Genomic DNA, 21,959 nt, shown 5'->3' with positions numbered 1-21,959 from the left:
CCTCGCGCCATGCCAGCGCGTTTTTCGAACAGCACGCCTACTCACACACCGACCATGCCAACGCGCATCGGCCGTGTGCCCGCCTCCTTCGAAGCGGGCACACCGACTCAGCGCTGTTGAACGCCGATCAGGGAGCAGCCGGCTTCGCAGCTGGCGTCACACGCCAGATGGTGTTGGCCAGATCGTCGGCCACGATCAGCGCGCCACGCGGATCCACGGTGACGCCGACCGGGCGGCCACGGGTCAGCCCGTCGTCGCCGTAGAAACCGGAGACGAAGTCGATCGGGTCGCCTGCCGGGCGGCCGTCGCGGAACGGCACGAACACCACCTTGTAGCCCGCCGGCGGATCGCGGTTCCAGCTGCCGTGCTCGCCAACGAAGACACCGTCTGCGAATTTTTCGCCCATGGCCGCGGACGAGAACGCAACGCCGAGTGCAGCCACATGCGAGCCCAGTGCGTAATCCGGTGCAATGGCGGAGGCCACTTTTTGCGGATCCTGCGGCATCACACGCGTATCCACGTTCTTTCCCCAGTAGCTGTAAGGCCAGCCATAGAAGCCGCCTTCGCGCACGGAGGTCAGATAATCGGGCACCAGATTCGGGCCGATCTCGTCGCGCTCGTTGACCACGGCCCACAGCGCGCCGCTCCCCGGCTGGATCGCCAGCGCGGTGGGGTTGCGCAGGCCGGTGGCATAGGCCTTATGTGCTCCGGTGGCGGCATCCACCTGCCAGATGCGTGCGCGATCGACTTCGGCGGGCATGCCGCGTTCGGTGATGTTGCTGTTGGAGCCGATGGCGACATACAGATAGCGCCCGTCGGCGCTGGCGGTGAGCGCCTTGGTCCAGTGATGGTTGATGGCAGACGGCAGCTCGGTCACCACCGTTGGCGCGCCGCTGGCCTTGGTCTGGCCTTCGCTGTAATCGAAGCGCACCAGCGCGTCCTGGTTTGCCACGTACAAGGCGTTGCCGATCAGCGCCAACCCGTAGGGCGCATTGAGCTTGTCGGCAAACACGGTTTTGAGTTCGTAGGTGCCGTCGCCGTCGGCGTCGCGCAACAACGTCAGCCGGTTGCCGCTCTTTACCGAACTGGTGCCTTTGGCCTTGATCTTGCCGGCAATCACGTCCTTGGGCTTGAGATTGGGCGCACCGCCGCCGCGTCCTTCGGCTACCAGGATGTCGCCATTGGGCAGCACCAGGGTCTGGCGCGGAATGCCCAGGCCGGTCGCAATCGCGGACACGCTGTAGCCAGCCGGTACGGTGGGGCGGCGGTCGTTCCATGCGGCGGGTTTGGCAATCAACATGTCGGGCATCAAGCCACGGTGCGGTGCCGGCAACTCCGGCGCAGCGCCGTGCTGTTTGGCATCCGGTGCCTGGCCGCAGGCGGCCAATGCAGCGGCCAGCGCGGACACGGCCAACACAGCAAATGGACGGCGGCTCATCGTGCACCTCCCATACGCAGACTGGCGAAGCCCGCCCAGGTGGCCAGCAGCGCCAGTAGCGTGACGATGACCGACAACACCAGCGCCATCGGCATGATCGCCCAGGCGTCGCGCGCATGATGCAACGCGTTCCAGAAACCGATCACCCAGGTGGCCACCAACGCAGCGACATACAGCACATGCCGGCTACCGCGCACGAGCCCGACGATGCCGCAGAGCAAGGCGATGCTGGTGAACACCATCGCGCCGACCAGCAGCCAGGAGGCGAAGTTGCTCCACTGGATCTGGTAGCTGCTCCAGTACGCGTAGTCGCTCAACAACGCGCCCAGGAACAGCGGCAACACGCCCCCCAGCACGGCTGCATGAAACGGGTGGATGGCCCATGTTCGTGGCGGGACAGCAATCGACTGCATGGCGGGCTCCTCTATAACGGTGTTTGGAATGCGCCGATGCTGCCACTGCGGTGTGCTAAGGCTTGTGATGTTTGCGGATGCACGGGCGCGCATCGTCGCGTGATCGCACGCGTCAGGCGGTTGGTCATGTATGTACGCGCGTTGCCGGTGCGCGCACGCGACGCGCCAGGCAATAGTCCTTGGTGCATGCCCACAGGAACAACGACGCCACCGATGCACAAGACGGCGCTCGACATGTTCGTCATCGGCATCGGCATCATCTGAAAGCACCAAGCGCACGCAACCACCATGCGTTGTTGAACAGACTGGGCTGCCGAACCGACTTGATGATCGAAGTCGCCTGCTGTGCTCTTGCCTTTACCGATTCCCCACTCTCGATTCCCGATTCCCGATTCCCCATCTCAGCGACGAATGCGGTCCGCCGATGCCGGGCATCGTGATCCAGCACCCCACTGTCTGGATCGCTCTGTCCTCTTGATGCGATCAATGCAGTCCAGGCCATCACAACGCCCCTGCCGCAGGGCCCTGCCGCCTGCTCCGTCCATCTGGCAGCTCTGTTCGTTTGCCTGCCACTGCTCAGCTTGCAGGCAATTGGCACTAGACTGGCGCCACTTTGCGCCGCGCGGACTGATCAGCCCGCTTGTGCGCCCTTCCGGCCCGCGAGACGCACCATGCGCCCTTCCTCCGCTCCATCCGCGCTGAATGCCATCGCCGAGATCGAAAGAATCTCCGCCGTGCCGCAGATCCTGGAAACCGTTGCCCACATCACCGGCTCGCGGTTCACCGCCGTGGCCCGCGTCACCGACACCAGCTGGGTGGCCTGCGCCACCTACGACACGCTCGGATTCGGCCTGAAGCCCGGCGGCCAGCTGGAGCTGGAATCGACCATCTGCCACGAGATCCGGCTGTCGCCCAAGCCGGTCATCTTCAGCCATGCCAGCCAGCATCCGGTATACGCGCACCACCACACGCCCAAGTTGTACGGGCTGGAGAGCTATGTGTCGGTGCCGATTTTCCGGCGCGATGGCGGCTTCTTTGGCACGCTGTGCGCGATCGATTCCGCACCGGCCAACTTCGACGAGGCGCATATCCTGAAGTCGCTGGAGTTGTTCGCCCTGCTCATCGGCAACTCGCTGGAGACCGAAGAAAAACTGCATCAGGCGGCAACCGAGCTGTCTGCGGCCAACGATGCAGGCGAGCTACGCGACCAGTTCATCGCCGTGCTGGGCCACGATCTGCGCAGCCCGCTGCAGTCGATCAGCATGGCCACCGAAATGCTGCAGCTGGAGCCGCAATCGCCACGTGGTGCGTCGTTGCTGGGGCATATCCGCACCAGCCTCACCCGCATCGGCGGCCTGGTGAATGACGTGCTCGACTTCGCGCGCGGCCGCCTGGGTGGCGGCATTCCGGTCACCTTGCGGGTGGAAGACGCGCTGGAGCGTCGTGTGCTGGAGGTGGTGCAGGAAGTCCGCTCCGCCACCGGCCGCACCGACCTGCATGCCGACATCCACATTGGCGGCGAGATCGTCTGCGATGCGCCGCGATTGTCACAGTTGTTCGCCAACCTGCTCAGCAATGCAGCCGTGCACGGCACGCCCAGCATTCCGGTCACCCTGCGCGCCTGGCAGGCTGCCGGCATACTGCACCTGAGCGTGCACAACGGCGGCGTGATTGCGCCGGAAAAACGCGCCAAGTTGTTCAGCCCGTTCTCGCGCGACGACGACGACGCGCCGCAACCAGGGCTGGGGCTTGGGCTGTATATCGCGGCGGAAATCGCCAAGGCGCACGCGGGCCGCTTGTCGGTGAGCTCGGACCTGTTGGCCGGCACCACCTTTACCTTCGAGATGCCGGTCGCACCGGCGCAGCCGCAGCACAGCATGCATGCCGGCGACGAAGACGCGATGGCCCGCGACGACGCACGCCCGCGGGCGATGCAGGGCTAACACTTGCGTTGTACCGACACGCGCAACGTCATCGCCCACGCCCACGCCGATCGGCACGGTGACTTCCGGGCGACGCGTTGCGCAGGCGCCATGGCCTAGCCTCGCTGACCGATGCAGCCGCATCAGGAGTGACGCATGCCGCTGATATCGGTCCGGACCACACTCGCGGCCTTCGTGCTGGTCGCCCTGGCACCTGTCACCACCGCCGTCACCCAGGATGAAGAGGTGGCCGTACGCGCCGCCGATGCCGCTTTCTGGAAGGCCTATAACGCGTGCGACCTGCCTGCCGCCGGCAAGCTGTTGAGCGCGGACGTGGAGTTCTATCACGACAAAACCGGGCTGACCCGGACACGCGACGGGTTGATCGAATCGTTGCGCAAAGGCCCCTGCGCCGATTCCAACATGCGGTTGCGCCGCGAAGCGATCGACACCAGCTTGGCGTTCCACCCGCTCAGCGGCGGCTATGCACTGTTATCCGGCCAGCATCGCTTTTACGTGCAGCGGGCCGGCGCGCCAGAGTCGCTGGATGGCCAGGCATCCTTCACTACCGTGTGGATCGCCGATGGCGCGCAATGGCGCATGCATCGCGTGCTCAGCTACGCACATGGCCCGGCACCGTACACGCCGCCAGCACGCACCCTCACCGTGCCCGCTGCGACGCTGGCGCGCTACGCCGGCCAGTATCGTTCTGCACGCATCGGCAGCATCGTGGTCGTGGCCGATGGGGACCATCTGCGGCTCACCGCGGGCAGTTTTGTCGCCACCTTGTATCCGGAATCGACCACCCGCTTCTTCGCGATGGAACGCGACCTGCGCTTTGACTTCGAAGCCGATGCAGCCGGCGCAATCGTCGCGCTGGCCGCCTACGAGCACGGCGAGGTCAGCGATCGTGCAGTGCGCGAGCCCTAGCCGCGGCGGTGCAGCCACGCCCGCGCAGTGGCAACCCCACCCATTCCGCTCATCCTCTACCACGACCATTCGGCCGCCCCGGCGACCGTTGCCGCCCCACTACAGCCATGCCTCGACTTGCCCTGCATTGGTAGATACCATCCAAGATAAATCAAATACCAATTTGGCATGGAGATCTTTGATGCGACACCGCCGATCGTTTCGTATTGAAGCCGTGCTGACCGCCGCAGCGCTGGCCGCTGCCGTGCTCCCCGGCGCCGCTGCTGCCGAGTCCGCCACGCCGGCGACTGCGCCGGCGGTGTTCCCGGCACCTACATCGCTGCGCTTGCTGGGGCCGGAGCTGAGCTTGGGCACATCGGTGGTGCTGGTGCGCCCCAAAGGCACCGACGCGGCCTCCGAAGCCTTGGTACGCAAGGTGCTCACCGCCGCCGGCGTGCGCAAGATCCGTGTCGCCACCACACCGGCCAGCGAGCCGAACACCGTCCAGGTGGTGCTGGGCCTGAGCGATACCGCCAGCGTGCGCAGCGCGCTGGAACAGACCGGCGCGGCACTGCCCGAGCGTGACGAAGCCTATGCACTGGGCAGCCGCGCCAGCGGCACCGGCGTCACCATCGTGCTGGCCGGCAAGGACAGCGATGGCCTGTACCACGCGACGCAGACTTTTCGGCAATTGGTGACCGCCGGGCAGATACCGTCGGTGGCCATCGCCGATGCGCCGGCCATGCCGGTGCGCGGGTCGATCGAAGGCTTCTACGGCAAGCCCTGGAGCATGGCCGAGCGTGAGGACCACCTCGCCTTCCTCGCCCGCTTCAAGGCCAACACCTATATCTACAGCCCCAAGGACGACGTGTTCGCCCGTGAGCGCTGGCGCGAGCCCTACCCTGCGGCCACGCTCAAGGCGCTGGGCAAGGTGGTGGAGGTTGCTAACCGCGAGCACATCAACTTCGTCTACGCGCTCTCGCCGGGCCCGTCGGTCTGCTACAGCGATCCGGCCGAGCTGGACGCCATCCGCCGCAAGTTCAGCGCATTGCGCAAGCGCGGCGTGCGCAGTTTCTATGTCGCCTTCGACGATATCGAATACACCAAGTGGAACTGCAAGGCCGACGAAGCCGCCTTCGGCCCGTCTGGCGAACAGGCCGCGGCCACCGCGCAAGCCACGTTGCTCAACGCCGTGCAGGCAGATATCGCCGCGGCCGGCCACGGCTCGCTGATCATGGTGCCCACCGAATACTTCAACGCCACCGTGTCGCCGTACAAGACCACGCTGCACAAGGCGCTGGATCCGCGCGTGGTGATTCAATGGACCGGCACCGACGTGGTGCCCGCCTCCATCTCGGTGACCGACGCGCGCAACGCGACCAAGGCCTTCGGCCGCAAAACGCTGCTGTGGGACAACTACCCGGTCAACGATTTCGCCGAAACCACCGGGCGCCTGCTACTGGCCCCGTACGACCGCCGCCAGGCCGGCTTGTCGGCGGAGCTGAGCGGCATCGTCTCCAACCCGATGAATCAAGAAGTGGCCAGCCGGCCGGCGGTGGCCGGCTTGCTGGCCTTCGCCTGGAACGATGTTGGTTATGACGCACAGCGCACCTGGCGTTATGCGGCGCGCGATCTGGCCGGCAACGACCCGGTGGTGACCCAGGCCTTGCTGACCTTCTTCGACACCCAGCACGTCGCCCCGACCTTCGGCCACCTGCCCTGGCAACCGCAGGCGCCGCGCCTCAAGGCACTGGTCGATGACGCACGTGATGCGCTGGCCAGCGGCGACCAGGCGGCGATCACCCCGGCACTGCACGCACTCGCCAGCGCCGCCGATGCACTGGCGGCCGCGCCGGCGCAGATTCGCGCCGGCAGCACCACTCAGGCCTTCGTCCGCGAGGCCGACCCGTGGCTCACCGCAGCGCAGTTGTGGGGCCAGTCATTGCGCCGCAGTGTCGACGGCGTCTCAGCCGCGCTCGCTGCCAACCCTCAAGCAGCCACCCAGCAGTTCGATGCGGCCAAGCAACTTGCCGAACAGGCGGCCGCCATCCAGTCCATCCCTGGCGCCACCCGTTTCGCCGGCCCGGTAAAGGTGGCAGACGGCGTGCTGGACAGCTTCGTCAAGGACGCCCCTGGCTTGGTGTACGTGCCAACTGCGCAGGAGTAATCGCAAGTTGGTGCGTTGCATGCGTTGCATGCGCTGCGGTGGTGGCAGCGCCCATCGTGCTTGCATCAGTGTTGCGCATGATGGGCGATCGCCGTGCCGCTGCTTGATCGGTACCTGCACGCCCAAGGCCTTCCGTTCGGCTTTACCTGTCGTGGCGCGCAGTCAACGCGTGCGCGATTGCAGTGGCGACCGCGCCGAGCCACCGCAGCGCGCCGATCACCGATCCAAAAACGCCAGCACGCTCGCGACGAACGCGGCGTGGTACTGGAATGCCGCGCCGTGGCCGGCGTCCTGGTAGACGATCAGCTGCGCGTGGGGAATGCGCCTGGCCAGCGCATCGCTGTGCACGGGCGGCACCAGGCGGTCGTGATCGCCGGCGGTGATGAGCACCGGCATGGTGAAGCTGGTGAGGTCTTGCGCGGGTTGCCGCGCCCATGCCTTGATCGCCTGCAGTTGCCGCCAGAACGCGCGGGGGCTGAGCGGTTTGTCGCGGTGCTGGGTGCGCTCGGCGAGGCGACCCAGGAATGCAGTTGCGGCGTGCCGCCCGCGCTGGCTGGCGGTGAAAAACAGGAAGTACTTCGGGTCGCGGCGCGTCAACGCACCCTTGAGAATCTGCGGCAGACTGATTGCGCCCACCTTGTCGATCCCCGTGCCGCCGGCCGGGCCGCTGCTGGCCAGGATGAGCTTGCGCACGCACTGCGGCGCCTGCCGCACGATGTCCTGCGCCACGAAACCGCCGAACGATATGCCGAGCAGATCCACCTGTGCGATGCCCAGGCTGCCGATCAGCGCGATCATGTCGTGCGCCCTGGCGGCGATCGTCAGCGGCGCGGTGCCGCCCGAGCCGCCGATGCCGCGGTAGTCGGCGACGATGACGCGGCGGCTCTGCGCCAGGCCATCGACGATGGAAGGATCCATGTCATCGAGCGTGCCGCCCCAGTAGTTGAGCACCAGCACCGGCACGCCGCCGCAGGGGCCGAGGTCGCGATAGGCAAAGACGGTGCCGTCGACCACGATCGCGCGGTTGGGTGTGTCGCGGTAGCGCAGGCTCGGCGCTGCCGAGGGTTCGCCGGGCTGGGCACGGTGGGCTGCAATGTTCATGCGTTGACGTCCACGACGGTGCGGATATGAAAACGTGGATGCGACGACGCCACCACCACGCCGGAAAAATCGATGCCCGGAATCAGCGGGAACTGGCGGATGATCGGCCCGCGGCCAGTGACCGCGAGCGCATCCTTTTCATTCACCGTCGAGTACTCGACGGCGACGGTGACATTGCCTGCCATCAGCTGGCCTTCCTCCAGTTGCACGACGTCGGTGGCGATGCGATCACTGGTCTGCGTGGCCAGCAGTGCGTTGAACGTCATGGGTGGCGGCTCCGATGGCAGTGGCGGGTATGCGCGTCAGGACGCGGTGCGGTAACGCTCGGCAGCGTGTGCCTGGCGCAGATCCGAGAGCAGGCCCTGGCGCGCGCCGTCCAGCGCATCCCAGCGTGCGGCCACATGCAGCGGCGGAATGGTCACCAGTTCACGGCGGTCGTAGCCGACCAATGCCGCGTCCACCAGCTCGCCCACTTCCATCACTTCGGGCAGGCTGTCGACATTGACGCCGATCCGTTCCCAGATTTCGGTACGCGTGGTCGCCGGCAGCACCGCCTGCACGTACACGCCCTTGGCGCCGAGTTCCACATGCAAGCCTTGCGACAGGAACAGTACGAAGGCCTTGCTCGCGCCATACACGGACATGCTGAATTCCGGTGCCAGACCGACGACCGAACCGATATTGACGATGGCGCCCTCGCCTGCCTGCGCCAGCCGCGGCGCGATGGCGTGTGCCAGGCGGGTCAGTGCAGTGATATTGAGGGTGATCAGCCGCTCGATGGTGTCGACGTCCTGGTCAACGAAGCCACCGCTCTGCGCGATGCCGGCATTGTTGATGAGGATGCCGATGCTGGTATCCGTACGCAGGCGCGCTTCCACGGCGGCCAGATCGGCGCGCTCGGTGAGGTCTGCAGGCAGCACGTCGACGTTGACGCCATGCGCCTGCTGCAGGCGCTCGGCAAGGGCTTGCAGACGCGTCTTGTCGCGTGCCACCAGCACCAGGTTGTGGCCGCGCTGCGCAAAACGCTCGGCATAGGTCGCGCCAATGCCGGTCGATGCGCCGGTGATGAGGACAGTCGAAAGTGTGGTCATGTGGGTCTCGGAGAAGTGGAGTGCGGAGAGCGTGTACCGCGTGCACGCGCACGCAGCACCTGCGGGTCAGGACGCGGTGCTGCCGTCCAGGGTGGGGTAATCGCTGTAGCCGGCAGCGCCGCCGCCGTACAGGGTGGCCGGGTCGAACGCGGCCAGTGGCGCGCCGGTGCGCAGGCGCTGCACGAGGTCCGGGTTGCCGATGAAGGGGCGGCCGAAGGCGATCAGGTCGGCCTCGTGGCTGGCAAGGCGCGCGCTCGCAAACTCCAGGTCGTAGCCGTTGTTGGCGAGGTAGGTGTTTTTGAAACGGCGGCGCAAGGCGCTGTAGTCGAACGGCGCCACATCGCGCGGGCCACCGGTGGCGCCTTCCACGACGTGCAGATAGACGATGCCGAGCGCGTCGAGCTGCTCGACGAGATAATCGAACTGCGGCTGCGGGTCAGTGCCGGAAATGCCGCTGGCAGGCGACACCGGCGAAATGCGGATGCCGGTGCGTGCTGCGCCGATCTCCTCGACCACGGCCCGGGTCACCTCCAGCACGAAACGCGCCCGGTTCTCGACCGAGCCGCCGTACGCATCGGTGCGCACGTTGGCGCCGTCTTTCAGGAACTGGTCCAGCAGATAGCCGTTGGCGGCATGAATCTCCACGCCATCGAAGCCGGCCGCGATGGCATTTGCCGCGCCCTGGCGGAAGCTGTCTGTGATGCCGGGCAGTTCGTCGAGCGCGAGTGCGCGCGGCACCGAGGTATCGGCGAAGCCGTTATTGACAAACACCTTGGTCTGCGCCGGTAGCGCCGACGGCGCAACCGGCGGGGCACCGTCCTGCTGCAAATCCACGTGCGACACCCGGCCCACGTGCCAGAGCTGCAGGAAGATGCGCCCGCCCTTGGCGTGCACGGCGTCGGTCACCACGCGCCAGCCATTGATCTGTGCCTGCGAATAGATGCCAGGCGTGTCCTGGTAGCCCTGCCCCTGCTGCGAGATCTGGCTGCCTTCGGAGATCAGCAGGCCGGCGGAAGCACGCTGCGCGTAATAGCTGGCCGCAAACGGGCTGGGCACACCGCCGGCGACCGCGCGGTTGCGCGTCAGCGGCGCCATCACCACCCGGTTGGCGAGCGTCAGGGTGCCGAGGGTGTACGGCTGGAACAGGGGCGTGTCGGTCATTGGCGGGGTCCGGTCAAGAAAGGATGGCGCTGCAATCGGGGCTGGATGCGGTGCCAGGGGCAGCCTCATCCGGCGGAAGGCGCGATTGGGATCGATCGCCTCGGCATTCCAGCGCTGGATGCGCTCATAGCCCCACGGGTTGACGCAGGGAGCGACCAGCAGATTGATGCGCCCTGCGTACGCTGCTGCGCGCTCCTGCAGGAATTGCAGTGCGCCAAGTACGCCGCTGGTTTCATAGCCATGCACGCCACCGGTGACCAGCGCCCATGGCAAGGTGGCATCCCAGTGCGGGGTGCGCAGCGCCATCAGCGGATACGTGTCCGCGCCCTGCCCGATAACGCCGTACTGCGTGCACTCGAATGCACCGGTGAGTGCGGCGACCGGCTGCAGCACGTCCTCTGCATAGACGCGGCGGCGGACTTGCCGCGCACGCCATTGCGCACGTTCTGTCTCGCCCCAGGCCTGGCCGGGGCTGCCGATGGGATACTGCGTTTGCGCTGTCATTGCCGGATCCAGTGCAGGAAGACCGACAAGCGTAAGCGCTCGCATGTCTCTGCGGAACCCACGCGGCGCGGGTAGACCAATAATGAGGCGGAGGCCACGGTGACCGCTGGCCGCTTTGCAAATACTCGCGTTGCTTAGAGCGGCTAACAAAACGTAGCGAGCAGTCGTCAGGTGAGTGCGGACGGCGCGGAGGAACCGGAGTGTACGTGGGTACATGCCGATTCCGAGCACCGGCCGCGCCCGTCTGGCGGCTGCGCAGTAGTTTTGATAGCTGCTCTTAATGCTGATCGTCCTGCGTCAGCACCGCGCCCTCTTCGACGAGCGCGCCGTGTTCGACCGGGCGCTGCAGTGAGGTCAATAAGGCGCTGCGCAATACATCCGCGTATCCGCGGTATTCCTTGGCACGCGCGGCATACAGCGAGGCAACCGATGGCTGGTGAGCGCGGTCGTCCCCGGCCATCCGGCTCACCAATTCGGCGCGTTCTTCGATCACGCGCAAGGCCACGCGCAACGCCTCATCCACCGAGCCTTCCTTCGCGGACATCAGTGCGGGCGCGGTGTAGCCATGACCGACCTGGCAACGAAAACGCAGCGTCCCCGGTGTATGCAGCTTGGTCAGCACGCCGCCACACGCCGGGCAGCTGAGCGCCACCGGCTCCCCCAGCTGCGTCATCACCTCGGTGGTGGACGGCTGCCCGCGCGCGATCGCGACCTCCAGCTTGAGCGCATCCGACGGCGCAGTCGGCCAGGCTGCCGGTTCGCGCACCAGATCGGTGATGACCGCCCCCAGGGCCGCGCTGGGTGCCACCACGTCCGGGGTGAGCGCACGCAGCGCATTACGCGGCATGTCGTCGGCGATTGCATCGTCCGGGTCTTGCACCGCCACCGCACCACCGCAGGCCTGGATGGCTTCCAAGCCGGCGCAGCCATCGTTGAGCATGCCCGACAGCAGCACCCCCAACGCCCGTGCGCCGTGTGAGACCGCAACGGAGCGGAACAACGCATCGATCGACGGCCGCGACATGTTCTCGCGTGGCCCGCGCCCCAGCACGACGTGCATGCCATCGACCATCAGGTGGGAGTCCGGCACGGCCACATACACCGCACCCGGCATCAAGGGCATGCCATCACTGGCCACGTGCACCGGCAAGCCGCGCACTGCGCTGCGCACCATCTCCACGATGCCCGTGCCTTGCGGCGACAGATGCAGCACCACCAGCACCGCGGCGGGAAGATCGCGCGGCAGGTTTGCCAGCAGCGTGCGCAGCGCCTGGCTGGCGCCTGCCGACCCGCCGATCGCCACGATGTTGCGGTTGTTTTCAATCGTCACTGGTCACTCCCATGCTGTCGCACATCACTATTGCCGAGCTCTCTTCTAGAAGGTGTGGAAGCAGACACGAGTTAGGTGTGTATCGATTCGGGTCTACGGTGCGGCGAGGATGGCGAACTGCTGCTGATGACCAATGACGCTGCCGTCTTGCGATGTGGCGTGTACGGCGTCATGCGTGTGGTGCACTGCGCTGTCTCCGCGACAAGGATCGAGATTCGTAGCGCTGGCAATCGAAGTTTTTGGAAGGCGTATTGCGCGCACATTGCCTCTGGCCGCGTGACCCTGCATGCGTAAGTTGTTGGCCAAAACGCACAGGGCCCCGCTATGCAGGGCCCTGTCTCCCACCCAGCACCAACACGTTGGTGCCCCATGCGATGCAGTTACTTCTTCGCGGTGACTCCGGGCGTTGCATCACGCACCAGGAATTCTTCGGTCAGCTCAGACAGGTGTTCCAGCAGCCACTTGGCCATGGCTTCTTCCTGCGGAAGGATCTGCTCGCACATGCGCTGTGTTTCGACGTCCCCCACCGTTTTTGCAGCACCCAACAGCGCGGTGTAGGTAGCAATTTCCAGATTTTCGAACACGTAACTGGCCATCGCGCCTTTGACGATTTCGTCCGAGGTGGTCATGCCGCCCATGGCTTGGCCAAAGGCCGCCATCTTGCCCATCGCGTCCTTCACCACCGATGGCGAGCCGCCCAGGCGCTCGATGCTTGCCTCAACCAATCGCTGCTGCCCCAGCGTTTCTTCCAGATGCTGCTCGATACGCGCCTTGAGCTTTGGGTAATGCTCGATCCGCGCGGCCTGGGCCTTGAGCATCTGCTCGGCCTGCTGCTCCATTGCATGCGCATCGCGCAACCAGTCCATCAGGTTTTCACGGGGTTCGGCCATGCGGGGTCTCCTGTTGTCTACGATGGGTCCAGGCTGCCCGCGCTGCGATGAAAGGCGCGGCTGCATCGAGTGAACGGCATGTGCGTCGTCGACAATGGCTTTACATGCACAGGCGTCGATGCGCGCCCGCGGCAAGTGCGGTGCGAGATCGTGCGTGCCTACATGCCCGTTTGATGGCGCGCTTCACTGGCTTTTCGCTGACGACACAGGCGCACAAGGCGGCCCGGCGCAGTACTTCCCACGCAAGCGATCGTCTCCAAGCGCCTTGCGCTGCATTCGCAGGAGCACCCCCGGGCCTATTCCGCCCTTACGGGCAATGGCGTCACAACGATCCGCCCCAGCGCAACTGCCTTCGTGGGTAATGCGTCGCACTGGGCTCGTCGCGCGTAACAAACGCGCACATGCGAGGCGTTCGGCGGTGCGTGCATGCTTTGCACAGTCGGTTGCGGAGGCCTGAGTGATTACGACAAATTCGCCTGCAATCGATCTCTCAGCAAGAGACGGTGTGCAAAATTTGCCGACCTGACATGGATGCCTTGCGCATCAATAGGTTGGCGAGCGCAAGCGTACTGCATCACGCATCATGGCCTTGCCTTCATCCAGACGCTGCAATCGATTGCAGCTACCAGCAATGCGAAAGTGCGGGCAAAACGCGTCTTTTCAAACGCTAACGGCCCCGTGTCCGAAGCGCACCGGGGCCGGTTTCCATTGCTGACACAAGAACCGGCACGCATTGCTGCGTGCCGGGTGACTTATGCGGATTCTTCCTGGGGCTTGGCCTGCTTGGAACGACCGCCCTTGCTGCCGATACGCGACATATGGTCACGATCACGACTCACGGCCTGGCCACCCTTTCGGCCTGCTTCGCGCGCTTCGTCGCTAGTAAATTCGTGCGCATTGCCACTGGCATGCGCCGCCTTGCCACCACTGCTCGCCAACAAACGGCGCTTCTCCGGATCCAATGCGGCAAAACCGCGCCGGCTGCGAGTTGCGTTCTGTCCGTCCTCCACTGTGCCTCCTCTCGATGCGTCGATGACTACGTCACTGGGTATAAGAGGTACCGCAACTATCGTGCCAACCCTCAAACCCACGCATTTCGGTGTGGCGACGACCAATGCAGGCAAAAACGGCTGCGCTCGCTGTGCAAAAGTTGCACACCCGCTTTCACGCGGCCCGACCCCAAAGGGATAGCGCTACCACGCACGCGCCGATCCGCACCGCTCAGAGCAGGGTGATCTCCTGCGCGCGCACGATCAGCTGTTCCTGGCGGAAGCGCTGCTCCAACTCCGCGCGGTAGCTGCGCCACCAGCCGCGATCCAGGTCATCGGCCATGACTTCGTAGATCACCAGGTCGTCGTGTACCAGCTGCGCGCCCTGCTCTTGCCAGGCGCCATGCACCGGTGCCCGGGTGTAGGCAGTGATGCCACCAAACCGCATGGCCAGGTGCTGATGGACCTCGTCGAACATTGCCTGCTCAAACCGCACGCCATTGTTGTCGGCGAGCGGCAGCAGTACCTGGATCAGGAACATGCGGCACTTCCCTGCGCAGAACCACCTTGACTGGAAGCCCCTGCATGGGCGGCGGCCCGCACCTCATCACCCAGCAGCGCTGCCACATGCTCGGCAATGCTCAGGCAGGCAGTCAGGCCAGGCGACTCGATGCCGAACAGGTTCACCAGCCCCGCCATGCCGTGCAGCGCGGGCCCATCGATCCGGAAGTCGGCGGCCGGCTCGCCGGGGCCACCGATCTTCGGGCGCACTCCGCAGTAGCCCGGTTGCAGTGCGCCATCGGGCAGCGCTGGCCAGTAACGGCGGATTGCCGCATAGAAATGCTCGGCGCGCGCCGGCTCGCAGTGATAGTCGGGCTGCGCCACCCACTCCACATCGGGGCCGAAGCGTGCACGCCCTTGCAGATCGAGCGTCAGGTGCACACCCAGGCCACCTGGCTCGGGTAACGGATACACCAATTGATGAAACGGCGACCGCCCGGCCAAAGTGAAGTAACTGCCCTTCGCATAGTGCGCGCGCACGCGCGCAGTGGCTGGCAGGCCTTCGGTGCGTGCGGCCAACGCCGGCGCACCGTGACCGGCAGCGTTGATCAACCAGCGGCACGTCAACCCCATCGCGTCGCCGCCCGCCGTGCAGACGCGGAAGCCGGCAACCAGCGGCTCGATCGATTGCACCGGCGCGCGCAACGCCAGCGTGGCGCCATGTCGCTCGGCGTCGCCCTGCAAGGCCAGCATCAATGCGTGGCTATCGATGATGCCGGTGGTGGTGGATTCCAGCGCAGCCGCGCAGCGCAGCGCAGGTGCGCGCGCCTGCACCTGTGCGCTGCTCAATGGCACCACGCCCGGTGCGGCGCTGTCGGTTGCATTGCGTTGCAACGCCTCCAGCTGCGCGGTCTGCGCCTGATCGCAGGCAATGATCAACTTGCCGCAGCGTTGATGCGGCACATTGCGTTGGCGGCAATATGCATACAGCAATGCGTTGCCGCGAACGCACAGCTGCGCCTTCAACGATCCGGGCGGGTAATACAACCCGGCGTGTATGACTTCGCTGTTGCGCGCACTGGTGCCGGTGCCAATGGCCGATGCGGCTTCGAGTATCAACACCTCGTTTCCCTGCATCGCAAGCTGTCGTGCAATGGCCAGGCCTACAACGCCGGCGCCCACCACGATGCAATCCACGTCGTGCATGCGTTCGTCCAGTTCGAGACGGCGCAAGTGTAAACGCACACTAGATCGTCACGCATTGTCGCGACCGGTATCACTGTTTGCTTACGGAACATTTCTATATTTAGGCTCCGTTAGCCATTGATTCACGGTTGTCTAGGGCCAACAAACCTTTATCTAACTTTTGTCGACGCGCGTTGCTCCACCCCACCCGGCCGTAGCGTTCGCTGCGGATCGGTCCGGAGAAGCGTTGGCGTCAAGGAGTTGCAATGCCTGCGGCCCGGTCAGTCCTGCTGTCCTCGAACTATGAGGCATGGCCCGAAGCGTTTAATGGGCAGGCCTATGCGTTTCTCAATGTGGTCCGCAGCCTGGAACATGCCGACGTAGTGTGTCCGCCTGCGGCTGCGTATGCCAGCGGGCGCGGCGTCAACCCGAGCGTGTCCTATCTGCTCAACGAGCTCAGCTATCGCGGCATTTCCGCGCTGCGCCGCTTACGTGGCCAACCGGCCGCATCCAATGCGCAACGGCGCGAGGTTGAGCGCGACTACGATCTGTTTTTCTACGTGTGCCAGTTCCCCCGAGAGTTGAGCACACTCAGCCGCATTGGGCACTGGCAAGAACGCTGCCGCACGCGCGTGGCGTATCTGCTGGAAACCTGGCCCGAGCAACTGGAATCGCAAAGGTCCGAGTTGCGCCTGCTGGATGGGTTCGATCACGTGTTCGTACTCAATGCCAGTTGCGTGGAGCCGTTGCGCGCGTACACGCGCACGCCGGTGTCGTTTTTGCCCAGCGCCTGCGATGTGTTGCTGGCCACACCGATGCCGCATCCGCAACAGCGCTGCATCGATGTGGTGAGCATCGGCCGCCGCAAGCCAGATGTGCACGACAAGTTGTTGGCGCATGCGCAGGCGCACCCGGAATTCTTCTACCTGCACGATGTGGTGCGTGGCGGTGCCGTAACGCACTGGCCTGCCCACCGCCTGCAGTCGGCGGCGATGATCAAGCGTGCCAAGTTCTTCATGGCCCACGACTTCGTGGTGGACAACAAGGGCTTCTTCAAGGGCGTCAAGAAGCAAGCCCTGGCCACCCGCTATTTCGAAGGCGCCGCCGGTGGTGCGGTCATTGTTGGCTCCGCGCAGCGTTGCCCCGAGTTCGCACAGTGCTTTGACTGGGACGATGCGGTGATCGAACTGCCGGCAGACCTGGACGATATTGGTGGGTTCCTGCGCGCGCTCGAACAGCAGCCGGAGCGGCTGGCACGCGCGCGCCTGCACAACACCGTGCACAGCCTGCGCCGGCACGATTGGGCGCACCGCTGGGCGCAGATCCTGCAGACCCTGGACCTGCCGCGGCCCACATTGATGGCAGAGCGCATGGCGATGCTCGACACGCTGGCCACCATGGCCGAGCAGACCGCCGTGTCTCCGTACATCGCCCACAGCGTCAGCGCCTGACAGTCACCACTACAGCGCCAGCACCACCGGCGCGACAGCCCAAAGGAAAGGCAGATGAAGGCAGTGATTCTGGCTGGCGGCCTGGGGACGCGCATCTCCGAGGAGACCGCCATTCGCCCCAAGCCCATGGTGGAGATCGGCGGCAAGCCGATCCTCTGGCACATCATGAAAATCTATGCGCATAACGGCATCAACGAGTTCGTGGTGTGCCTGGGGTATCGCGGTGAGGTGATCAAGGATTTCTTCATGAATTACCACATGCGCGAATCGGATGTGACCTGCGATCTGGGCAGCAACACCACCACCTTGCACAACACCCGCGCCGAACCGTGGCGGGTGACGCTGGTGGACACCGGTGCGCAGACCATGACCGGCGGCCGCCTGCGCCGTGTACGCGAGCACCTGCACGGCGATGACGCCTTTTGCATGACCTACGGCGATGGCGTGGCCGACATCGATATTGGCGCCGCCATTGCGCTGCATCGGCGCGAAGGCCGTTTGGCGACGGTGAGCGCGGTGCAACCGCCGGGCCGGTTCGGTGCGCTGCGCGTGGAAGGCGAACAGGTCACCGGCTTCCGCGAAAAGCCGCTCGATGGCGACGGCCTGATCAACGGCGGTTTCTTTGTGCTCGACCCGCGCGTCATCGACGTGATCGAAGGTGATGCCACGGTGTGGGAGAACAGCCCGCTGGAAACCCTGGTCGACCGCGGCGAACTGAGCGTATACCGGCACGAGGGTTTCTGGCAGCCGATGGACACCCTGCGCGACCGCAATTATCTCGAAACCCTCTGGTCATCCAATCGGGCGCCCTGGCGCGTCTGGGAGTAAACACATGCGCATCTTGATCACCGGCAACATGGGCTATATCGGCCCGGTGGTAGCACGACACCTGCGGCAGCAGTACCCGGACGCGTGGCTGGTGGGCCTGGATCGCGGCTGGTTTGCGCATTGCCTGTCCGACCCGCGTCAGCTGCCCGAGGTGGTGCTCGATCAACAGTGGTTCGGCGACGTGCGTGATCTCACCGCGCAGCAACTGAGCGGCTTCGATGGCGTGGTGCATCTGGCGGCGATCTCCAACGACGCCATGGGCAAGCGCTTCGAGCAGGTCACCGACGCCATCAATTGCCGCGCCAGTGTCGCAGTAGCACAGGCCGCCGCGCAGGCTGGCGTCAAACACTTCGTGTTCGCCTCCAGCTGCAGCGTGTATGGCGCAGCCGCAGACGGCACACCGCGTTCGGAAAGCAGCGCGGTGGCGCCGCTTACCGCGTACGCGCATTCCAAGATCGATACCGAGCGCGCCCTGGCCCAGCTGGAGACCGACATGGTGATCACCTGCCTGCGGTTTGCCACCGCCTGTGGTGCATCGCCACGCTTGCGGCTGGATCTGGTGCTCAACGATTTTGTTGCCAGCGCAGTGGCCAATGGCACGGTGGAGGTGTTGTCGGATGGTTCGCCCTGGCGGCCGTTGATCCATGTGCGCGACATGGCGCGTGCGATCGACTGGGCGCTGGGCCGTACCCCATTGGCGGGCGGGCGCTTTCTGGCCGTCAACGCCGGCGCCGAGCAGTGGAATGTGCAGATCCGCGATCTGGCGCAGGCAGTGGGCGCGGCGATGCCATCGGCCACGGTGTCCATCTCTACCACCGCACCGGCTGACAACCGCTCGTATCGCGTGGATTTTTCGCTGTTCCAGCGCCTGGCGCCACAGCACCAGCCGCAGCAGACACTGCAGTCCACCATTACCGAATTGCGTGATGACCTGCTGCGCGCCGGCTTTGCCGATGGCAACTTCCGCCAGAGCTCGGATTTCATCCGCCTGCGCATCCTGCAGCAGCTGGTGGACAGCGGCGCACTCGCGGCCGATCTGAGGGCGGCGGCATGATCTTCCGCCCCACGCCGTTGTCTGGCGCCTTCATCATTGAGCCCGAACCGCGTGGCGATGCGCGTGGATGGTTTGCGCGGGTGTTTTGTATCCAGGAAATGGCGCAGGCCGGGCTGGTAGACCAGTTCGTACAGGTCAACAACTCCTTCAACGCAGAGGCCGGCACCTTGCGCGGCATGCACTATCAGCTGCCGCCCGCGCCGGAGGTCAAGATCGTGCGCTGCATCCGCGGCGCGCTGTGGGATGCCATCGTCGACCTGCGCCCGGATTCGCCCACCTACCTGCAGTGGTACGGGGTCGAACTCAGTGCCGACAACCGCCTGGCACTGTATGTGCCGCGCGGGTTTGCGCATGGCTTCATCACGCTGCAGGCGCAGACAGAAGCGCTGTATTTCGCCAGTGCGATGTATACGCCGGCTGCCGAACGCGGCCTGCGCTGGGACGATGCGCGCATTGGCATCCGCTGGCCGTGCACGCCCGCATTGCTGTCCGACAAGGACGCCGCCTGGCCGGAGTTCAATGAGCAGGTGCATGGCGTGACCCAACTGACCGGGCTGACTCAACAGGAGCGCGCATGAGCGTCGATCGATTGTTGCAGGCGCGTGCTGCCGAAGGCCGCCCGCTGCGCGTTGGGCTTTACGGTGCAGGATTCATGGCGCGCGGCATCGTCAACCAGATCGCCCATGCCGTGCCCGGCATGCGCCTGGCGGTGATCTGCAACCGCAGTGTCGATAAGGCGATCGAGGCCTACCGTCAGGCCGGCCAGCAGGCTACCCGCGTAGACGATGCGGCCGCATTGTCGCGACAGATCGCCGCCGGCGCACCGGCCGTCACCGACGACCCCGCGCTGCTGTATGGCTGCGATGCGCTGGATTGCCTGATCGATGCCACCGGCGCCATCGACTACGGCGCGCGGATCAGCCTGGGCGCCATCGCCAACGGCCGCCACATGGTCACCATGAATGCCGAGCTCGATGGCACCGTGGGCCCGCTGCTCAAACGCAAGGCCGATGCAGCGGGCGTGATCTTCAGCGCCTGCGATGGCGATCAGCCCGGCGTGCAGATGAATCTGTACCGCTTCGTGCGCTCGATCGGGCTCACACCGCTGCTTTGCGGAAATATCAAGGGCCTGCAGGATCCCTACCGCACGCCCACCACCCAGGCCGGATTTGCGGCCAAGTGGGGCCAGGACCCGCACATGGTCACCAGCTTTGCCGATGGCACCAAGATCAGCTTCGAGCAGGCGATCGTGGCTAATGGCACCGGCATGTCGCTCCTGCAGCGTGGCATGACCGGTTACGAACACCACGGCCACGTCGATCAGCTGACCCAGCGCTACGACATCGATGCACTGAGCGCGGTGGGCGGTGCGGTGGATTACGTGGTGGGCGCCCTGCCCTCGCCCGGCGTGTTTGTGCTGGCCACGCACGAAGACCCCAAGCAGCGGCATTACCTCAACCTCTACAAACTCGGCGAAGGCCCGCTGTACAGCTTCTACACGCCGTATCACCTGTGCCATTTCGAAGTGCCGCTGTCGGTGGCGCGTGTGGTGCTGCTGGGCGATGCCGTGCTGCAACCGCTGGGCGCGCCGCTGGTGGAGGTGATCGCCACTGCCAAGCGCGATCTGGCCGCGGGCGAAACCATCGATGGCCTGGGTGGCTACATGAGCTACGGCCAATGCGAGCGCGCCGATGTCACCGCGCGCGAGCGCTTGCTGCCGATGGGCGTGGCCGAAGGCTGCGTGTTGCGGCATGCGGTGACCAAGGACCAGGTACTCACCTACGACGACGTCCAGCTGCCGCAACACCGCCTGATCGATCAACTGCGCGCCGAGCAGGCCGCAGTGTTCGCACCGGCGGGGCTGGCCGCATGAGCGCGGCTGGCTGAGCCGCAGCACCGCCACGCAGAGCGCGTGGCAGTGCCACCCGCATGGTCTCGGTACCCGCCCGTTCCACCATCCGCGTGCTGCAGGCCGGGCGCGCGCTCGCCGCGTTGATGGTGGTGGGCAGCCACATGCTGTTGCCCACTACGCACTTGGTGGAACCCGTGCCGGCGTGGCTGGCCGCAGCCATGGCGCACGGCTATCTGGGCGTGGATTTCTTCTTTGTGCTGTCCGGTTTCATCATCTACTACGTCAACCATGCCAGCGCGGCGCTGCCCGGCTGGAGCCATGACTACGCCACCAGCCGGCTCAGCCGCATCTATCTGCCGTACTGGCCGTTGGGTATTGCTTTGGCGCTGATCTACACACTGCTGCCGGCGCTGGACGATGGTGGTCTGGACTGGTCATGGGTCACCACGCTCACGCTGCTGCCGGTAGGCGGGCAGTCAGCACTCGGCGTGGCCTGGACGCTCAGTTACGAGTTGCTGTTCTACGCGCTGGCGTGGGTGTTCTTTCGCAGCGGCTACCCATTGCGCTGCGCACTGGCCTGGGCTGCGCTCACCCTGCTCTACAACGCATTCCTGCACGCCGCCGCACTGCAGCCAGTCGACGCGCGCGGCGCTGGCGCATGGGCCGCCCCGTTCGAACAACCCGTCGATCTCTCCTGGCGTGCGCTGCTGCTCCACCCGATAACGCTGGAATTCGTGTTCGGCATGCTGGCCGCACGCGCAGTGTTGAGCACAGCGCGCTGGCCGCTGCTGGTGTGTGCGCTGCTGGCGCCACTGGCCTTGCTGTGCTTCGTGCTGGGCGGCCTGCAGCGTGCACATTCGCCGCTGCTCGGGCTGGCGATTGCCGCAGCGCTGGTGGGGCTGGTGCGTGCCGAATGGCGCGGCTGGATCCAGATTGGGCCGGCGCTGGTGCTGCTCGGCAATGCGTCCTATGCGATCTATCTGGTGCACATGCCGCTGATGTCGTTGGTGGCACGTGCCACGCGGCGGCTTGGGCCCGCCGCGACCTGGCAAGTGAACCTGCTGCTCAGTGCAGCTGCAGCGATTGCGCTCGGCGTCGCGTATCACCTGTACTACGAACGCCCCGCGTTGCGCCACGCACGGCGGTTGCTGTCACGCCGCTAACAGCAGTGCA

Annotated in this window: 21 protein-coding genes, 1 other RNA gene and 1 pseudogene; 10 read left to right on the top strand and 13 right to left on the bottom strand. The window is 65.5% G+C overall.

From position 1 onward, the window contains the following. Positions 1-127: 127 nt before the first annotated feature. Both ACCQ01_RS10875 and ACCQ01_RS10870 read right to left on the bottom strand, forming a co-directional pair. Positions 128-1,438 (bottom strand): PQQ-dependent sugar dehydrogenase, encoded by a 1,311-nt coding sequence (locus ACCQ01_RS10875; RefSeq protein ID WP_116903026.1) that lies wholly within the window; start codon positions 1,436-1,438, stop codon positions 128-130. Beyond that, positions 1,435-1,851 carry a DUF2231 domain-containing protein gene (locus tag ACCQ01_RS10870; protein WP_042596106.1) on the bottom strand — a complete coding sequence of 139 codons (417 nt, stop codon included), beginning with the start codon at positions 1,849-1,851 and terminating at the stop codon, positions 1,435-1,437. The genes ACCQ01_RS10875 and ACCQ01_RS10870 overlap by 4 nt, the downstream gene beginning before the upstream one ends. 99 nt (positions 1,852-1,950) lie before the next feature. On the opposite strand from ACCQ01_RS10870, the gene ACCQ01_RS10865 reads away from it, so the two are divergent. From ACCQ01_RS10865 to ACCQ01_RS10850, 4 genes are all read left to right on the top strand, one after another. After that, positions 1,951-2,115 carry a hypothetical protein gene (locus ACCQ01_RS10865; protein WP_228432976.1) on the top strand — a complete coding sequence of 55 codons (165 nt, stop codon included), beginning with the start codon at positions 1,951-1,953 and terminating at the stop codon, positions 2,113-2,115. Positions 2,116-2,522: 407 nt separating this feature from the next. After that, positions 2,523-3,794, top strand: coding sequence for a GAF domain-containing sensor histidine kinase (locus ACCQ01_RS10860; RefSeq protein WP_228432975.1), 1,272 nt, complete (start codon positions 2,523-2,525; stop codon positions 3,792-3,794). 135 nt (positions 3,795-3,929) lie between these two features. Then, on the top strand, positions 3,930-4,703 hold the full coding sequence (locus ACCQ01_RS10855) for a nuclear transport factor 2 family protein (RefSeq protein WP_228432974.1): 774 nt from the start codon (positions 3,930-3,932) through the stop codon (positions 4,701-4,703). Positions 4,704-4,884: 181 nt separating this feature from the next. Beyond that, a complete protein-coding gene (locus ACCQ01_RS10850) occupies positions 4,885-6,849 on the top strand; it encodes a glycoside hydrolase family 84 protein (protein ID WP_228432973.1) in 1,965 nt (654 codons plus the stop codon). A 216-nt stretch (positions 6,850-7,065) separates the two neighbouring features. On the opposite strand, the gene ACCQ01_RS10845 is transcribed toward ACCQ01_RS10850, so the two are convergent. From ACCQ01_RS10845 to ACCQ01_RS10795, 11 genes and pseudogenes are all read right to left on the bottom strand, one after another. Then, positions 7,066-7,950 (bottom strand): alpha/beta fold hydrolase, encoded by an 885-nt coding sequence (locus tag ACCQ01_RS10845; protein WP_228432972.1) that lies wholly within the window; start codon positions 7,948-7,950, stop codon positions 7,066-7,068. Next, complete coding sequence (locus ACCQ01_RS10840; RefSeq protein WP_228432971.1) at positions 7,947-8,216, bottom strand: alcohol dehydrogenase catalytic domain-containing protein; 270 nt, start codon at positions 8,214-8,216, stop codon at positions 7,947-7,949. Before ACCQ01_RS10840 ends, ACCQ01_RS10845 begins: the two co-directional genes overlap by 4 nt. Before the next feature lie 36 nt (positions 8,217-8,252). Continuing rightward, positions 8,253-9,041 carry an SDR family NAD(P)-dependent oxidoreductase gene (locus tag ACCQ01_RS10835; protein ID WP_103701594.1) on the bottom strand — a complete coding sequence of 263 codons (789 nt, stop codon included), beginning with the start codon at positions 9,039-9,041 and terminating at the stop codon, positions 8,253-8,255. 66 nt (positions 9,042-9,107) lie between these two features. Beyond that, complete coding sequence (locus ACCQ01_RS10830; protein WP_228432985.1) at positions 9,108-10,202, bottom strand: alkene reductase; 1,095 nt, start codon at positions 10,200-10,202, stop codon at positions 9,108-9,110. A 105-nt stretch (positions 10,203-10,307) separates the two neighbouring features. Then, a pseudogene (locus ACCQ01_RS10825) lies at positions 10,308-10,508 on the bottom strand (peptidase); the annotation flags it as partial. Positions 10,509-10,847: 339 nt separating this feature from the next. Further along, positions 10,848-10,922, bottom strand: a non-coding RNA gene (locus tag ACCQ01_RS10820) — sX9 sRNA. A 61-nt stretch (positions 10,923-10,983) separates the two neighbouring features. Then, complete coding sequence (locus ACCQ01_RS10815; RefSeq protein ID WP_228432970.1) at positions 10,984-12,036, bottom strand: chemotaxis protein CheB; 1,053 nt, start codon at positions 12,034-12,036, stop codon at positions 10,984-10,986. 380 nt (positions 12,037-12,416) lie between these two features. After that, a complete protein-coding gene (locus tag ACCQ01_RS10810) occupies positions 12,417-12,926 on the bottom strand; it encodes a ferritin-like domain-containing protein (RefSeq protein WP_228432969.1) in 510 nt (169 codons plus the stop codon). A 752-nt stretch (positions 12,927-13,678) separates the two neighbouring features. Then, complete coding sequence (locus ACCQ01_RS10805; protein ID WP_012438401.1) at positions 13,679-13,936, bottom strand: KGG domain-containing protein; 258 nt, start codon at positions 13,934-13,936, stop codon at positions 13,679-13,681. A gap of 211 nt (positions 13,937-14,147) precedes the next feature. Further along, complete coding sequence (locus ACCQ01_RS10800) at positions 14,148-14,456, bottom strand: hypothetical protein (RefSeq protein ID WP_076055310.1); 309 nt, start codon at positions 14,454-14,456, stop codon at positions 14,148-14,150. Next, positions 14,447-15,622: an NAD(P)/FAD-dependent oxidoreductase gene (locus ACCQ01_RS10795; protein ID WP_228432984.1), complete on the bottom strand. Its 1,176-nt coding sequence runs from the start codon at positions 15,620-15,622 to the stop codon at positions 14,447-14,449. The genes ACCQ01_RS10800 and ACCQ01_RS10795 overlap by 10 nt, the downstream gene beginning before the upstream one ends. 245 nt (positions 15,623-15,867) lie before the next feature. On the opposite strand from ACCQ01_RS10795, the gene ACCQ01_RS10790 reads away from it, so the two are divergent. Genes ACCQ01_RS10790 through ACCQ01_RS10765 form a run of 6 tightly spaced genes read left to right on the top strand, consistent with a single transcriptional unit; the run spans position 15,868 to position 21,949 of the window. Continuing rightward, entirely contained in the window at positions 15,868-17,052 is a 1,185-nt protein-coding gene (locus tag ACCQ01_RS10790) for a glycosyltransferase family protein (protein ID WP_228432968.1), read from the top strand. 54 nt (positions 17,053-17,106) lie between these two features. Beyond that, positions 17,107-17,880 carry a glucose-1-phosphate cytidylyltransferase gene (gene rfbF, locus ACCQ01_RS10785; protein WP_228432967.1) on the top strand — a complete coding sequence of 258 codons (774 nt, stop codon included), beginning with the start codon at positions 17,107-17,109 and terminating at the stop codon, positions 17,878-17,880. Between the two features lie 4 nt (positions 17,881-17,884). Beyond that, positions 17,885-18,934 carry an NAD-dependent epimerase/dehydratase family protein gene (locus ACCQ01_RS10780; protein ID WP_228432966.1) on the top strand — a complete coding sequence of 350 codons (1,050 nt, stop codon included), beginning with the start codon at positions 17,885-17,887 and terminating at the stop codon, positions 18,932-18,934. After that, positions 18,931-19,512 (top strand): dTDP-4-dehydrorhamnose 3,5-epimerase, encoded by a 582-nt coding sequence (gene rfbC / locus ACCQ01_RS10775; protein WP_228432965.1) that lies wholly within the window; start codon positions 18,931-18,933, stop codon positions 19,510-19,512. Before ACCQ01_RS10780 ends, rfbC begins: the two co-directional genes overlap by 4 nt. After that, complete coding sequence (locus ACCQ01_RS10770) at positions 19,509-20,807, top strand: NAD(P)H-dependent oxidoreductase (RefSeq protein WP_228432964.1); 1,299 nt, start codon at positions 19,509-19,511, stop codon at positions 20,805-20,807. The genes rfbC and ACCQ01_RS10770 overlap by 4 nt, the downstream gene beginning before the upstream one ends. Positions 20,808-20,863: 56 nt before the next feature. Beyond that, positions 20,864-21,949: an acyltransferase family protein gene (locus ACCQ01_RS10765; protein ID WP_012438394.1), complete on the top strand. Its 1,086-nt coding sequence runs from the start codon at positions 20,864-20,866 to the stop codon at positions 21,947-21,949. The last annotated feature ends 10 nt before the right edge of the window (positions 21,950-21,959 follow it).

The sequence above is a fragment of the Xanthomonas sp. NCPPB 4037 genome (assembly GCF_041475695.2).
Lineage (GTDB): Bacteria > Pseudomonadota > Gammaproteobacteria > Xanthomonadales > Xanthomonadaceae > Xanthomonas > Xanthomonas campestris.
Note: the sequence above shows the minus strand (reverse complement) of the source record. Positions and strands in the feature narration are given on the sequence as shown.

Excerpts from the sequence above, each read along its gene's own strand:
- ACCQ01_RS10795 (WP_228432984.1), bottom strand. The coding sequence starts at position 15,622 with ATGCACGACGTGGATTGCATCGTGGTGGGCGCCGGCGTTGTAGGCCTG.
- ACCQ01_RS10800 (WP_076055310.1), bottom strand. The coding sequence starts at position 14,456 with ATGTTCCTGATCCAGGTACTGCTGCCGCTCGCCGACAACAATGGCGTG.
- ACCQ01_RS10830 (WP_228432985.1), bottom strand. The coding sequence starts at position 10,202 with ATGACCGACACGCCCCTGTTCCAGCCGTACACCCTCGGCACCCTGACG.
- ACCQ01_RS10840 (WP_228432971.1), bottom strand. The coding sequence starts at position 8,216 with ATGACGTTCAACGCACTGCTGGCCACGCAGACCAGTGATCGCATCGCC.
- ACCQ01_RS10790 (WP_228432968.1), top strand. The coding sequence starts at position 15,868 with ATGCCTGCGGCCCGGTCAGTCCTGCTGTCCTCGAACTATGAGGCATGG.
- ACCQ01_RS10875 (WP_116903026.1), bottom strand. The coding sequence starts at position 1,438 with ATGAGCCGCCGTCCATTTGCTGTGTTGGCCGTGTCCGCGCTGGCCGCT.
- rfbC (WP_228432965.1), top strand. The coding sequence starts at position 18,931 with ATGATCTTCCGCCCCACGCCGTTGTCTGGCGCCTTCATCATTGAGCCC.
- ACCQ01_RS10780 (WP_228432966.1), top strand. The coding sequence starts at position 17,885 with ATGCGCATCTTGATCACCGGCAACATGGGCTATATCGGCCCGGTGGTA.
- ACCQ01_RS10770 (WP_228432964.1), top strand. The coding sequence starts at position 19,509 with ATGAGCGTCGATCGATTGTTGCAGGCGCGTGCTGCCGAAGGCCGCCCG.
- ACCQ01_RS10860 (WP_228432975.1), top strand. The coding sequence starts at position 2,523 with ATGCGCCCTTCCTCCGCTCCATCCGCGCTGAATGCCATCGCCGAGATC.
- ACCQ01_RS10855 (WP_228432974.1), top strand. The coding sequence starts at position 3,930 with ATGCCGCTGATATCGGTCCGGACCACACTCGCGGCCTTCGTGCTGGTC.
- ACCQ01_RS10810 (WP_228432969.1), bottom strand. The coding sequence starts at position 12,926 with ATGGCCGAACCCCGTGAAAACCTGATGGACTGGTTGCGCGATGCGCAT.
- ACCQ01_RS10850 (WP_228432973.1), top strand. The coding sequence starts at position 4,885 with ATGCGACACCGCCGATCGTTTCGTATTGAAGCCGTGCTGACCGCCGCA.
- ACCQ01_RS10835 (WP_103701594.1), bottom strand. The coding sequence starts at position 9,041 with ATGACCACACTTTCGACTGTCCTCATCACCGGCGCATCGACCGGCATT.
- rfbF (WP_228432967.1), top strand. The coding sequence starts at position 17,107 with ATGAAGGCAGTGATTCTGGCTGGCGGCCTGGGGACGCGCATCTCCGAG.
- ACCQ01_RS10845 (WP_228432972.1), bottom strand. The coding sequence starts at position 7,950 with ATGAACATTGCAGCCCACCGTGCCCAGCCCGGCGAACCCTCGGCAGCG.
- ACCQ01_RS10870 (WP_042596106.1), bottom strand. The coding sequence starts at position 1,851 with ATGCAGTCGATTGCTGTCCCGCCACGAACATGGGCCATCCACCCGTTT.
- ACCQ01_RS10765 (WP_012438394.1), top strand. The coding sequence starts at position 20,864 with ATGGTCTCGGTACCCGCCCGTTCCACCATCCGCGTGCTGCAGGCCGGG.